The 13,837-nt window shown below is 42.0% G+C and carries 17 protein-coding genes; all 17 read left to right on the top strand.

Translation table 11 applies throughout. The annotated features are described in order from the left end of the window. Positions 1 to 3: 3 nt before the first annotated feature. The 17 genes from MKY15_RS21410 (at position 4) to aroH (ending at position 13,820) form a co-directional block, all read left to right on the top strand. The gene (locus tag MKY15_RS21410) at positions 4 to 231 is read left to right on the top strand and encodes a transcriptional regulator (RefSeq protein WP_335339499.1); all 228 of its coding nucleotides are present in this window, start codon (positions 4 to 6) and stop codon (positions 229 to 231) included. 415 nt (positions 232 to 646) lie between these two features. Further along, positions 647 to 1,957, top strand: a complete 1,311-nt coding sequence (gene der / locus MKY15_RS21405; RefSeq protein ID WP_067210395.1) for a ribosome biogenesis GTPase Der — start codon at positions 647 to 649, stop codon at positions 1,955 to 1,957. Between the two features lie 33 nt (positions 1,958 to 1,990). Continuing rightward, on the top strand, positions 1,991 to 3,013 hold the full coding sequence (locus tag MKY15_RS21400) for an NAD(P)H-dependent glycerol-3-phosphate dehydrogenase (RefSeq protein ID WP_067210392.1): 1,023 nt from the start codon (positions 1,991 to 1,993) through the stop codon (positions 3,011 to 3,013). Between the two features lie 174 nt (positions 3,014 to 3,187). Next, complete coding sequence (locus MKY15_RS21395; protein ID WP_067210389.1) at positions 3,188 to 3,391, top strand: DUF2768 domain-containing protein; 204 nt, start codon at positions 3,188 to 3,190, stop codon at positions 3,389 to 3,391. Beyond that, complete coding sequence (locus tag MKY15_RS21390; protein WP_342538535.1) at positions 3,391 to 4,113, top strand: hypothetical protein; 723 nt, start codon at positions 3,391 to 3,393, stop codon at positions 4,111 to 4,113. Before MKY15_RS21395 ends, MKY15_RS21390 begins: the two co-directional genes overlap by 1 nt. 77 nt (positions 4,114 to 4,190) lie before the next feature. Then, the gene (gene spoIVA / locus MKY15_RS21385) at positions 4,191 to 5,669 is read left to right on the top strand and encodes a stage IV sporulation protein A (protein ID WP_067210387.1); all 1,479 of its coding nucleotides are present in this window, start codon (positions 4,191 to 4,193) and stop codon (positions 5,667 to 5,669) included. Positions 5,670 to 5,831: 162 nt separating this feature from the next. Next, entirely contained in the window at positions 5,832 to 6,104 is a 273-nt protein-coding gene (locus MKY15_RS21380) for an HU family DNA-binding protein (RefSeq protein WP_067210384.1), read from the top strand. A gap of 177 nt (positions 6,105 to 6,281) precedes the next feature. After that, positions 6,282 to 6,851: a GTP cyclohydrolase I FolE gene (folE, locus tag MKY15_RS21375; RefSeq protein ID WP_067213970.1), complete on the top strand. Its 570-nt coding sequence runs from the start codon at positions 6,282 to 6,284 to the stop codon at positions 6,849 to 6,851. A gap of 68 nt (positions 6,852 to 6,919) precedes the next feature. Then, positions 6,920 to 7,141 carry a trp RNA-binding attenuation protein MtrB gene (mtrB, locus tag MKY15_RS21370; RefSeq protein ID WP_067210381.1) on the top strand — a complete coding sequence of 74 codons (222 nt, stop codon included), beginning with the start codon at positions 6,920 to 6,922 and terminating at the stop codon, positions 7,139 to 7,141. Between the two features lie 50 nt (positions 7,142 to 7,191). Next, positions 7,192 to 7,926 (top strand): heptaprenyl diphosphate synthase component 1, encoded by a 735-nt coding sequence (locus tag MKY15_RS21365; protein ID WP_340742318.1) that lies wholly within the window; start codon positions 7,192 to 7,194, stop codon positions 7,924 to 7,926. Between the two features lie 18 nt (positions 7,927 to 7,944). After that, complete coding sequence (locus MKY15_RS21360) at positions 7,945 to 8,643, top strand: demethylmenaquinone methyltransferase (RefSeq protein WP_342538533.1); 699 nt, start codon at positions 7,945 to 7,947, stop codon at positions 8,641 to 8,643. A gap of 24 nt (positions 8,644 to 8,667) precedes the next feature. Then, positions 8,668 to 9,648: a polyprenyl synthetase family protein gene (locus MKY15_RS21355; RefSeq protein WP_067210375.1), complete on the top strand. Its 981-nt coding sequence runs from the start codon at positions 8,668 to 8,670 to the stop codon at positions 9,646 to 9,648. 85 nt (positions 9,649 to 9,733) lie between these two features. Next, the gene (ndk, locus tag MKY15_RS21350; RefSeq protein WP_067210372.1) at positions 9,734 to 10,180 is read left to right on the top strand and encodes a nucleoside-diphosphate kinase; all 447 of its coding nucleotides are present in this window, start codon (positions 9,734 to 9,736) and stop codon (positions 10,178 to 10,180) included. A gap of 103 nt (positions 10,181 to 10,283) precedes the next feature. Beyond that, positions 10,284 to 11,054: a protein-glutamate O-methyltransferase CheR gene (locus MKY15_RS21345; RefSeq protein WP_342538532.1), complete on the top strand. Its 771-nt coding sequence runs from the start codon at positions 10,284 to 10,286 to the stop codon at positions 11,052 to 11,054. Between the two features lie 114 nt (positions 11,055 to 11,168). Next, positions 11,169 to 12,350 (top strand): chorismate synthase, encoded by a 1,182-nt coding sequence (gene aroC / locus MKY15_RS21340; protein ID WP_187045132.1) that lies wholly within the window; start codon positions 11,169 to 11,171, stop codon positions 12,348 to 12,350. A gap of 1 nt (position 12,351) precedes the next feature. Continuing rightward, on the top strand, positions 12,352 to 13,458 hold the full coding sequence (gene aroB / locus MKY15_RS21335) for a 3-dehydroquinate synthase (RefSeq protein WP_342538531.1): 1,107 nt from the start codon (positions 12,352 to 12,354) through the stop codon (positions 13,456 to 13,458). Then, on the top strand, positions 13,458 to 13,820 hold the full coding sequence (gene aroH / locus MKY15_RS21330; RefSeq protein ID WP_067213969.1) for a chorismate mutase: 363 nt from the start codon (positions 13,458 to 13,460) through the stop codon (positions 13,818 to 13,820). The genes aroB and aroH overlap by 1 nt, the downstream gene beginning before the upstream one ends. The last annotated feature ends 17 nt before the right edge of the window (positions 13,821 to 13,837 follow it).

Here is a 13,837-nt window from a genome sequence, read left to right as displayed (position 1 = left end):
GGAATGAGTGTGCGTAATCAATTGGTCAAGTCGATGAAGTATAATGAGTCATTAGATATGATGTACCAGGCGAATGACGGTCAAATTAGTAAGAGGCGAATAAGGGTGCTGGATGTCGGTGAGGTATCGTTCAGAGCATACTGTTTTCTGCGTAAGTCGAATCGTACGTTTACAAACGACAACGTGTTGGCGCTTGTTCCCATCATTATAAAAGAAAGATCCGTGATCTAACAGTTAGACGTTTACAGATTGTAGTATGAAGTGTTGCGTTATTAATAGAAGAAATAAATTTAAAATTCGCAAAGTATAGCGCTGCAGGTTTCATTTATGCTTCGCGAAAATCAGTAGCAGTGATAGTGGATATGCGGAAAATTAATTGGTAATAATAAGAAAGAGCGACTTCTCAGAAATGGGATAGTCGCTCTTTCGATTATTAATATGAATTGTAGGACTTACTTCATTTTCAAAGTTCTCAAAAAGCCCCACATACAAATAGTTTAGTCTTGCGTAAGTTAAATTCACGTAAAAATGATATACTGTCGTAGTGTGACAAAGACAGTGTTTACAGTTATAAATGTGCCTGTTTAGACGTGTTAATGATTATTGTGTATAATATGCAGAAGATAAGCTGGAAGGATGTTAGATTATGAATAAACCAACAGTAGCGATCGTCGGTAGGCCGAACGTCGGGAAATCGACAATATTTAACCGAATCGTTGGTGAACGAATTTCAATCGTAGAAGACGTTGCGGGTGTTACACGTGACCGTATTTACAGCTCCGCAGATTGGCTCGCACATGAGTTCAACCTTATTGACACAGGAGGAATCGATATTGGAGATGAGCCTTTTCTTGAGCAAATCCGATTACAAGCGGAAATTGCAATAGACGAAGCGGACGTTATCATTTTCCTTGTGAATGGTCGTGAAGGGGTAACAGATGCTGATGAGCAAGTTGCCAAGATCTTGTACAAAACGAAAAAACCTATTGTACTTGCTGTAAACAAAGTTGATAATCCAGACATGCGGGACATGATTTATGATTTCTATTCCCTTGGATTCGGAGAACCGTATCCGATTTCTGGTGCGCATGGACTAGGTTTAGGGGATTTGCTTGATGCAGTAGCGAATGATTTCCCAGAACCAGGTGCTGAAGAAATTGAAGATGATGTCATCCGGTTTTCGTTAATTGGGAGACCTAACGTTGGTAAATCATCACTTGTCAATGCATTTTTAGGTGAGGAACGGGTCATAGTTAGTGACATACCTGGAACAACAATAGATGCTATCGATACGGCTTATGAATATGATGGACAGAAGTATAAAATTATTGATACTGCTGGTATGCGTAAAAAAGGGAAAGTGTATGAAAATGTAGAGAAATATGCTGTTCTTCGTGCACTAAAAGCGATTGATCGCTCTGATGTCGTTCTTATCGTTATCAATGGTGAAGAAGGCATACGTGAGATGGACAAGCGCATCGCCGGCTACGCAGAAGATGCTGGAAAAGGCGTCATGTTTGTTGTTAATAAGTGGGATGCTGTCGAAAAAGATGATAAGACGATGAACAAGTTTATTGCGGATATCCGTGATAATTTCCTATTCCTCGATTATGCACCGATTGCTTTTGTTTCAGCAAAAACAAAACAGCGTGTTAATACGTTGTTTGAAAAAGTTAAATTAATTAATGAGAACCATGCACTACGTATTCAGTCAAGTGTCTTGAACGAAGTGATTGAAGACGCTGTTGCAAGAAACCCTGCACCTAATAATAAAGGACGCAGATTGCGTATTTATTATGCTACGCAAGTAGCTGTTAAACCGCCAACTTTCGTCGTCTTTGTGAACGATGTAGAAATCATGCACTTCTCTTATGAACGCTTTTTACAAAACCGTCTTCGGGAGTCATTTGGCTTCGAAGGAACTCCGATCAGGATTATTACTCGAGCAAGAAGCTGATCGACGTTACGGGAGAAAGGATGTCTGTATGAAATGGAAAAAGTAACTGTTATCGGAGCCGGAAGCTGGGGAACTGCGATTGCTTTTGTTCTTGCTGAAAATGGTCATGATTGCTTACTTTGGGCGAGGCGTTCTGACCAGTCCGCTGAAATTAACGAAAATCATACAAATAAGTCATATTTACCAAGTATTTCTTTACCTACTAATTTGAAAGCAACATCAGATTTGGAAGCGGCGGCGATGCATAGTGATACTGTCATCATCGCTGTTCCGACCAAGGCGATTCGTGATGTCTGTTCTGAACTGAATGCAATGGCGATTAGCCCTAAATTAATTGTCCATGTTTCAAAAGGTATTGAACCAGATTCGTTAAAACGAATCTCAGAAATGATTTCGGAAGAGCTAGATTCCTCGAAAACAAAGGCTATTGTTGTTCTCTCGGGTCCAAGTCATGCTGAAGAAGTTGTTCTGCGTCATCCGACGACAGTAACGGCTGCATCATTCGATTTGGAAGCGGCAGAAAAGATTCAGGACCTATTTATGAACCATTATTTCCGTGTCTATACAAATCCGGATATAGTTGGTGTGGAAATCGGAGCTGCGCTTAAAAATGTAATTGCATTGGCAGCCGGTATTTCTGATGGACTAGGTTATGGTGATAATGCCAAAGCTGCGCTTATTACGCGCGGATTAGCGGAGATTTCAAGACTTGGCGTGAAAATGGGTGCGAATCCACTTACATTTTCAGGTCTGACAGGTCTAGGCGATTTGATTGTTACATGTACGAGTGTTCATTCACGCAATTGGAAAGCGGGCAATATGCTCGGAAAAGGGAATAGTCTAGACGAGGTCGTATCAGGCATGGGTATGGTCATCGAAGGTGTACGGACGGCTAAAGCGGCACATCAGCTTGCAGCCCAGCACGGAGTCTCTATGCCGCTCACAGAGGCACTGTACTCCATACTATTTGAAGGAATACCGCCGAAACAAGCTGTGGACCAACTTATGAACCGTATGAAGAAGCAGGAAGTTGAAGATCTCTTCGGCAACCGTTGACTCTGTAATTCAAAAAGACTTGTGAAAAACGTCAGATTACGTTGCTAGCCTCCCCCTCCGCTCCACACGTATAAAAGCCAGCACATTACGTGCAAGCGAGGGACTTGGGGCTATGCTCACTGGTCCTTTTCTTCTGCCTTTTTAAATACTGATTATACGAAAGGAGGACTTCCTTTGTCCTCGATGGATAAAATGTGGCTGTCGTTCTATGCGATGGGATTCATGGTTATTTCCATGGGTCTTATTTATGTGAGTCGGCATAAGCTTCAAAATAAAGTTTTGAAATTACTATTTGCTATAATAGCCTATTCTTTATTAATCTTCTCATTTTTTGCGATGATTTATCTCGTATTTAATGGGCCGACAGGAGGGGCATGATGACTATGTCAGTAAAAAAAATCGGGCTACTCTTCATATCTTCCTTGGTTTTTGTTCTATCTGGATGTATGTACCCGTCCGAAAAAACAACTGGACAGGAAATCCCGTATGCTGATCAGCTGGAATCAATGCAAAAAGCGGTTGATGCTTATCAGAAAAATTCGGGAGGATTATTGCCAATCAAAACACGTGACCTTGAAACAGATATTTACATCAAATATCCCATTGAGTTCTCCAAAGTTGTACCAGCTTACACGGAAAAAATGCCTTCAAATGCGTATGAAACTGGTGGGATCTATCAATATGTGTTGATAGACGTTGAAACGACTCCAACGGTAAAGCTTGTTGATTTGCGCTCAGCGGAACATATTCGCGATTTAAACCTAAGGAAAAACGTCAATGGTCGAGCTCCATTCAAGGAGTCCGTGGGTGACCATGTCTATACAGTCGATTTCGAAGCAATGGGCTTTAAAGAGCCGCTGACGGTTCCTAGCCCCTATTCAGATGCAATCTTACCGATTGTTATCGGTGGGGATGGTGTTTTTTACATCGATTATTCGATTGATTTAAACCGAATGTTGCAAGAAAAGACCCAGACTGTTAAACCAGGGGAGGATATTCGTCACCTTTTAACGGATAACTATCCTGTTTTACCGGCTTATTCATTACCTTATACAGTGAATGCAGACAACGAACCAATATTCATGAATAAATCAAAATGAAAAACGTTTCATGCCACGTGCATGAAACGTTTTTTTTTTACATAAACTAATATGCGCATCTAAAGGAGGACGATAGAATGAAAGAGGAATTATATGAAAATCTGGCTAGACGCACAGACGGTGATATTTATATCGGTGTCGTCGGACCTGTTCGTGTAGGGAAATCTACGTTCGTGAAAAGAGTTATGGAAGAAGTCGTTATTCCAAATATGACGGAAGCATCGGATCGAATTCGTGCGCAGGATGAGCTTCCTCAGAGTTCACCAGGCTCAGTTATTATGACATCAGAACCGAAATTTGTGCCCGCCCAAGGGACTTCGGTATCTGTAGGGGATGGTGAGCTGAAGTTTCAAATCAGGCTTGCAGATTGCGTTGGCTATGTGATAGACGGCGTAAAAGGCTATGAAGATGAGAATGGCCCGAAATTGGTTCACACGCCATGGCACAACGAACCAATACCATTTGAAGAAGCGGCGCGTATTGGTACGGATAAAGTGATTCGTGATCATTCTACGATTGGTATTCTTGTTACAACGGATGGAACAGTAAACAATATTCCACGGGCAGCAGCACAAGTTGCTGAAGAGGAAATCGTTAATAAGTTGAAAGATATTGGTAAGCCTTTTGTTATTGTTCTGAATTCTAAAATGCCGGCCAATGACAGAACGATCGCATTAAAACAGGAACTACATGAAAAATATGGGGTTCCTGTCATTGCGATAAGTGCTGATCAGTTAAACGCACAGGAAATTCAACTTATTTTAAAAGAAGCATTGTACGAATTTCCGATTTCTGATATTGAAGTCCAAAAACCAGATTGGATGGAAGTGCTCGGAAGTGAACATGAACTGAATGCCAACATCGACAGAGTGATTAATGAGGGATTTTTGGGTGTATCAAAAATCCGTAAAATACAGGAGTTGGCAGAAAGTTTAAAAGATGAAAAATATGTTAGGCATGCAGAAGTCATTGAAGTAGATGCTGGTAAAGGGAAAGCAATCGTGAAAATTACTATGGATGAACAGGCTTTCCGTGAAATTTGTGAAGGAATTATGGGACAGGAAATCGGCTCGAAAAAAGACTGGTTGTTGTTTGTTCAGGAAGCGGCCAAAGCGAAAAAGTCGTATGACATGTACTCGGAAGCAATCGATACAGCTAGAAAGCAAGGCTACGGTGTTGCTCTTCCGACAATTGAGGATTTCAATCCTTCTGCACCGGAACTTATCAAACAGAACAACTTTTTCGGCGTTCGCATGAAAGCAACGGCACCGTCGCTTCACATTATTCGGGTTGATATGGAAGCCGAATTTTCTCCATTAATCGGTTCCGAATTTCATAGCCATCATTTATTAAAAGAATTAAAGAATGCTTATTTGCATGATAGAGAGGCATTATGGGAAACACAGCTATTCGGAACACCGCTCCATGAAGTCATGAAGGAAAGCATTCGTTTCAAAACAGCTTCTGTTCCGATGAAAGCAAGAAAACGTCTGCGGGAGACGATTGAACAGATGGTGAATGATGGAAATAAAGGCATGATTACATTTATCGTCTAAAGGAAAAAGATCCGTCAAAAGCGGATCTTTTTCCGTTTTTTTAGCTAAAAGTGCATGATATTAGCGATTACGCGATAATATTGTTGCGTCAGGGATTTTCTTGTGATACTCTTTTTACAGTATTAGAAGCTAGCTAATGCCCTTTGAGAGGAGGTGAATGGTGTGAATAAAACAGAATTGATTACCTCTGTAGCTGAAGCAGCAGAACTAACTAAGAAAGATGCTACAAAAGCTGTCGAAGCTGTATTCGATACGATCCAATCTACTCTTGCAAGTGGTGAGAAAGTACAATTGATCGGTTTCGGTAACTTCGAAGTACGTGAGCGTGCAGCTCGTAAAGGACGTAACCCGCAATCTGGGGAAGAGATCGATATCGCTGCAAGCAAGGTACCAGCTTTCAAAGCAGGTAAAGCGCTTAAAGACGCAGTGAAATAATTCTCAAGTTTACATAGAAGTCCGTCCGTCGTATCTAATTCATTAGATACTTGGGGCGGACTTCTTTCCATTTTTATCTTATTGTCCAATGTAGAGTGAACGAACTGTACGGAAATGGGCGAGTATGCTACTATTTTTGTTGGAATAGCTTTATTTCCGATTGGGAGGTTTCGAATGATGAATGTTGTCGATTACGAGAAAATAGAGAAGGCAGTTTCAATGATCTTGGAAGCAGTCGGTGAAGATCCCGAGCGTGAAGGGCTGATAGATACTCCAAAGCGTGTCGCAAAGATGTACGCTGAGGTATTTGAAGGTTTGAATAAAGACCCAAAGGATTATTTCAAAACAGTGTTCCATGAAAATCACGATGAAGTAGTTCTTGTAAAAGATATACCGTTCTACTCGATGTGTGAACATCACCTTGTGCCGTTTTTTGGGAATGCGCATATTGCATACATACCGCGTGATGGAGTTGTTGCTGGCCTGAGTAAATTAGCGAGAGCCGTCGAAACGACTGCCAAAAGGCCACAACTTCAAGAACGTATCACATCCACAATTGCGGAAGCGATGATGGAAATGCTAAATCCAATCGGTGTCTACGTAGTAATTGAGGCGGAGCATCTGTGTATGACGATGCGAGGCATCAAGAAACCAGGCGCGAAGACAGTGACTACAGTTGCGCGTGGTATATACGAACAGGACGATGTGAAACGGGCTGAGATCCTATCACTTATTAAGATGTCTTGAAGCCTTTGCGAGTAACGCCTTTTCTATGATATGATAAGACCATAAAAGAATAGACAGGAGAGGTGAAAATGACACAAACCGACTATATCGTTATAAAAGCGAAAGAAGACGGCGTGAACGTAATCGGTCTGACACGAGGAAACGATACGAAGTTTCATCATACGGAAAAATTAGACCGTGGTGAAGTGATGATCGCACAATTTACTGATCATACGTCAGCAATGAAAATACGTGGCAAAGCTGACGTTCATACCGCATACGGTGTCTTGTCAAGCGAAGGGAAAGACTAATTCGTATTTGACACACTTTTCCGTAGACGTCTTTGAATGGAGATTCGACGATGGAAACCCAAAAAATTAAACTGCATATCGAAAATTATATAGGTGAAGTAGAGAATGCAATTCGCGAGCCGATTGTGGATAGAGATGTTGGTCAAATAACAATCGATGCTGTAAAAGCCTTTATTCTCCTGTTGCCAATGTTGAACGGGGAAAGGTGGAACAATCGTTTACATACAGCGTCAATCGCAGTTGGTGCTGTTCACGCTGCTTTTGATGCGCATGATTCGATTAATGTATCTGACGCTACATCAAAGCAACAGCAACTTACTGTTTTGTCGGGGGATTATTTCAGCGGAATCCATTATCGGCTACTCGCCTCTCTGCCTGAATTTGGTTTCATCCGTTCCTTGTCTGAAACAATCGGACAAATTAACGAGACAAAGACGATTTTTCACGACCAATTACCAGATGGACCTGAAAAGTTGATTGAAACAGTTAGAATCATCGAAGCAGGGTGTATAACTGATTTTTTATATACATTCGGATTTGCACAATATGTCCCGCTAGCCAGTGCAGCATTGTCGCTTTTATGGTTTGAAGAAGGGAATGCTGAATGCAATTCTATTTCGGATAAGCGTTCACGCCGCACAATGAATGCTGCTGATGCGGATCATGCGGTTTTTCAGCTTCATGCTGAAATGCAAAAAGCACTTGATGCAGCAGATTATCTTCAGCCTTTTTTACAGCGAAAAATCCGTAACCTAGTGACACCGCTAATTGGTAAACTGAATTGAAGAAAAGAGGTATAACTCTTGTCGATATCAAAAGAACAGAAAGTCCACACCGTTTTTGAAAAAATATCCGTCGATTACGATAAGATGAATTCCGTGATCAGTTTCAACCAACATAAGAAATGGCGCGATGACATCATGTCACGCATGAACGTCCACGAAGGTGCTCGTGCATTGGACGTGTGTTGTGGAACTGCTGATTGGACGATCGCTATTGCAGAGGCGACAGGTGCCTCTGGGCATGTTACAGGACTCGATTTCAGTGAAGGCATGTTAGAAGCCGGCCGGCCGAAAGTTGCAGCATATCCAACTATTACGCTTGTACAAGGGAATGCGATGGAATTGCCGTTCCCTGACGACTCGTTCGATTTTGTTACAATTGGTTTCGGATTGCGTAACGTACCGGATTATTTAACAGTATTAAAAGAAATGAATCGTGTCTTAAAGCCTGGTGGAATGATTGCATGTCTAGAAACTTCTCAATCTGAACTTCCAGGCTACAGGCAATTATTCCGATTTTATTTCAATTTCATCATGCCCGTTCTCGGGAAAATTTTTGCGAAAAGTTACAAAGAATATTCATGGCTTCAAGAATCGGCAAATGATTTTCCAGGGATGAAACAACTTGCCCAGCTATTTTCGGAAGCGGGCTTCACTGAAGTGTCCTTTAAGTCATACAGTGGCGGCGCCGCGGCTGGTCACGTTGGATATAAACAATAAAGACAGCAGGGGAAGGTAATCGTTTTGGAGAAATTGAAGTTATTGTCACTTTATGGTGATTTTCGAAAGGATCTCGCTTATATAGAAAAGGAACTTGAACGATCCCTCAATTCATCTTCCCCTATCATTCGGCAAGCATCACTTCACCTGCTTCGTGCGGGTGGAAAAAGGATTCGACCTATTTTTGTTATCCTGTCATCCAAGTTTGGCAACTATTCGTTGGAGGATGTGGCAAAGGTAGCTGTCTCACTTGAGCTTGTCCATATGGCGTCTCTTGTCCATGATGATGTTATCGATGATTCAGATATGCGTCGTGGCCTCGAAACAGTAAGGGCGCGTTGGGATAACAGAATTGCGATGTATACGGGGGACTTCATCTTTTCACGTGCACTTACATCGATAGGTGAGATTGAAATTCCTGCTATTCATCAGCTACTTGCAGAGACTATGCTTGAAATTTGTAAAGGTGAAGTCATCCAGATTGATCATCAGCGAAAAACCAATCAGACGATTCGGGATTATTTGCGCCGCATTAAACGAAAGACGGCACTTCTCCTGTCATCCAGTTGTGAACTTGGTGCGCTTGTTTCAGGAGCGGACCCTGCGAATGTAAGGAAATTGCGTCGCTTCGGTTATTTTGCAGGCATGGCTTTTCAAATTGTCGATGATATTCTTGACATTACATCAACGGATGAAGAGCTTGGAAAACCGGCAGGCAGTGATCTGTTGAATGGTCATCTGACTTTGCCCATCCTATACATAAAAGACGATGTGAATTTCCAACCTTATATGAAGCGGTCGTTTGACGGGACTTTAACGGAATCTGATCGTGAAGAAATGTTGACTTATATTCGCGGTACAGAGGCCATTCAGATGGCGCAAGCTGTGAGCGATTTGTATTTGCAAAAAGCAATGGATGAAATAAATGAGTTGCCTGATGGTGATGCAAATGCTAAAAAGGCATTCATGCAAATATCTGCTTTCATTGGCAGACGTAAGTATTAGTGCATTAACAGTTGAAAAATCAGGCATCGGGTGGTACGATCGAAAAGGAGAAATCCTGATACATATATAAGAAGGAGTGTTAAATATGGAAAGAACATTTTTAATGGTTAAACCAGACGGCGTACAACGTAATCTAATCGGTGAAATCGTGGGTCGTTTCGAAAGTAAAGGTTTCCAACTTGTAGGCGCTAAGCTTATGACAATTTCACAAGAACTTGCTGAGCAACACTACGGCGAACATAAAGAGCGTCCTTTTTTCGGCGAGCTTGTTGATTTCATCACATCAGGTCCTGTATTCGCAATGGTTTGGGAAGGCGAAAACGTTATCTCAGTTGGCCGTCTAATGACAGGCGCAACGAACCCGAAAGAATCTGCACCTGGAACAATCCGCGGTGACTTCGCTGTTACTGTTGGCAAAAACATCATTCACGGTTCAGATGCTCCAGAATCAGCTGTTCGTGAAATCGGTCTTTTCTTCAAGGAAGAAGAACTTGTTACTTATGACAAATCAATGAACAACTGGATCAATTAATTACCTTAAACAGCCCTGCGAATTTCGCTAGGCTGTTTTTGTTCTTTCGAAATGGGTTCCAATCCGTTATAATAGTAAGAATATATGAACGGGGGGACGCAGGTTGCCGGATTATGCTGTATTTATTGGAAACGTCAAGAAAAAGACGGGTATCGAACTGTCACTTTATAAAGAAGCACAGATGAAAAGAAGACTCACTTCTCTATATGAGAAAAGAGGGTACCGAAATTTTATAGAGTATTATGAAGCTATACATAATGATAAAGAGCTACTTGAGGAATTCCTTGATCGGATGACCATCAACGTTTCTGAATTCTACCGCAATGCCCAGCGCTGGGACGTGCTGGAAAAGAAGATATTCCCCAAGCTCCTTGCTCAAAGTAAAAAACTGAAGATTTGGAGTGCTGCCTGTTCCACGGGTGAAGAACCATATTCGATAGCACTCGTTTTATTATCACATGTGCCACTGCGTGATATATCAATCTTGGCGACTGATCTGGATTTAGGTGTAATTGAACGGGCGAAAGTCGGTTTATACCCTGAAAGAGCTTTGAAGGAAGTGCCTGCCTCAATCGTGAAACAGCATTTTGTCAATGAAGGTCATTTTTATCAGGTGAAGGATGACATCAAACGGACTGTGACATTTAAGCAACAAAATTTGTTAGAAGACCGATACGATACAGGGTTCGATTTAATTGTCTGCCGCAATGTAATGATTTACTTCACAGAAGAAGCGAAAGATCAGATTTACACGAACTTCTCCAAATCGCTTAAACAGGGTGGGATTCTTTTTGTGGGAAGTACAGAACAGATTTTCAATCCTTCAAAATACGGATTAGAATCAGAAGACACATTTTTTTATAGGAAAATTTAAAATATCCGGATAACTTTCCGGATATTTTTAATATAAACATATAGTCAAAAGCATCTTACTTTGGTAGAGTGCTATAAAACGAATGTTAATCCATTCGTCGGAGGAGGAAATGGAATGAGATATTTCACTGCCGGTGAATCACACGGTCCGCAACTAACAGCAATCATTGAAGGGCTACCTGCTCAAATGGAATTGACTGCTGAAATGATTAATGGGGAACTTTCAAGGCGTCAAGGTGGACATGGTCGCGGAAGACGTATGCAAATAGAAAAAGATCAGGTTGTCATTTCATCAGGTGTCCGCCATGGTAAAACACTTGGGTCACCGGTGACGTTGACGGTTGTTAATGATGATTGGAAGCATTGGACATCGATTATGGGGGTAGAACCACTCGCTGATGATGTTAAGCCAGAAGATGTGAAACGACAAATAACGCGTCCAAGACCAGGTCATGCAGATCTTGTGGGTGGCATGAAATACGGTCATCGAGATTTGCGCAACGTTCTAGAACGATCGTCCGCGCGTGAGACGACGATGCGTGTGGCAATCGGTGCGGTCGCAAAACAGTTCCTTCGCGAACTAGGTATCGAGACTGTCGCACATGTAACAGAAATTGGGGGATTCACAACAAATCCAGATACATATGCAGGAAAAGGGACGGAAGAGCTCCGCAATATCATCGAGAATGACCCTGTCTACTGTGCAGACCCTGAGGCTTCGAAACTGATGGTCCAAGCAATTGATGATGCGAAAGGCCGTGGAGATACGGTTGGAGGCGTCGTAGAAGTGGTTATTGAAGGATGTCCACCTGGAATCGGGAGCTATGTTCAATTCGATCGGAAGATGGACGGTAAGCTTGCGGGAGCGATGATGAGCATCAATGCGTTTAAAGGCGTTGAGATTGGACTCGGGTTTGAAATGGCAAAAATGCCAGGCAGTAAAGTGCATGATGAAATTGTTTGGAGTGAAGAACAAGGCTATTTCCGTAAATCAAATCGATTGGGTGGCCTTGAAGGTGGAATGACGACAGGTATGCCAATTGTAGTCAGGGGCGTCATGAAACCTATCCCTACCTTGTACAAGCCGCTTGAAAGTGTCGATATTGATACGAAAGAACCGTTTGTTGCTACAATCGAACGTTCAGACCCTTGTGCGGTACCTGCAGCTTCTGTTGTTGCAGAACATGTCATTGCAACTGAAATGGCGAAAGCCATTATGGAAGAATTCCGTTCGGACACGATGGACGGTCTAAAAAAGGATATTGAAGAATATAGACGGTATGTAAAGGAGTTTTAATATGGGGAAACTTACAGTTGCTGTCCGGGATCATCAATATAACGTCCATATAGGTCAAGATACGTACGAGCTATTCACCACAGAATATGCTGAACTTCTAGGTACAGTCGACCGAATTGCTATCATTGCGGATGAGCGGGTAGCAGCTATCTACTTGCCGCTGCTACAAAAGTCGTTGCAGTCTGTAAACTGTGAAATTAGTGTAAAAACAGTCCCAGCTGGAGAAAGCTGTAAAACATCCGCTGTGTATGTCGATTGCCTATCTTTTTTGTTAAATGAAAAATTCACCAGGGATTCTCTCCTTATCGCATTTGGTGGAGGCGCATGCGGTGATCTCACTGGGTTCGTCGCTGCGACATTCATGAGGGGGATTAGGTACTTGCAATGTCCTACAACAATCTTGGCTCATGACAGTGCAGTGGGGGGCAAAACGGCAATCAATATGCCGGAAGGGAAAAATATGGTAGGCTCTTTTCATCAGCCAGTCGGAGTTCTATTCAACACAAGGCTCTTCGAATCGCTTCCGCCTCGAGAAATCAGATCGGGTATGGCAGAATTGTTGAAACACGCGCTTATTTCAAATGAGGAATGGACGCTTGAGCTATTGTCTACACCTTCCTTTTCTCAACCAAGCATTGAATGGTTATCACGCGAATTGTTACGGGGAATCGAAGTTAAAGCGAAAATTGTCTCAGAAGACGAATTTGAGCATTCGACTCGAAAGTATCTAAACTTCGGTCATACATTCGGCCATGCTGTAGAAGGTGTATGTGGTTTCGGTGGTTTAAGCCATGGAGAGTCGGTTATGATTGGCATGGTATATAGTCTTATTTTAAGTGAAGACACTGGCGCGGTTGATGAAGCGTTGACAATTCGATTCATCCAATTTGCAAATACGCATGGCTATACATTCCAACCGGTTCATGAACATGGAATCGATGTATTTATGAATTATATGGAAAAAGATAAAAAAGTCTCTTTCGGAAAGCTTAATTTTGTTTTGCTTGATGGGATAGGAAGACCCTATGTAAAAGAACTGTCAAAAGCACAATGCGAACAAGCATTCGATCAATTGAGACAAAGAACGAAAGGGGATGTGAAGAAATGATGGTAAGAGGATTAAGGGGAGCAACGACAGTCGAGAACGACGAAGAACAAGCTGTTCTTGAAGCGACGCAAGCGTTGGTCGAAGAAATGGCGAAAGAGAACAGTGTTTTACCTGGGGATATCATTTCGGTACTTATCTCTACTACGACGGACATCAAATCGACCTTTCCTGCAAAAGCAGTTCGGTCGATTGATGGATGGATATACGTACCGGTTATGTGTACGCATGAGATGGACGTCCCGGGAGCAATGCCATTATGCATCAGAGCGCTTATGCATGTGAATACTGATATTCCGCAACGTTATGTAAAACATATTTATCAAAAAAATGCAGTTAAGTTACGACCGGATTTACAAAAATAACCCATATCTATTGACCG

The organism is Sporosarcina sp. FSL K6-1540 (assembly GCF_038620285.1).
Taxonomy (GTDB): domain Bacteria; phylum Bacillota; class Bacilli; order Bacillales_A; family Planococcaceae; genus Sporosarcina; species Sporosarcina psychrophila.
This window is presented reverse-complemented; position numbering and strand designations above follow the sequence as displayed.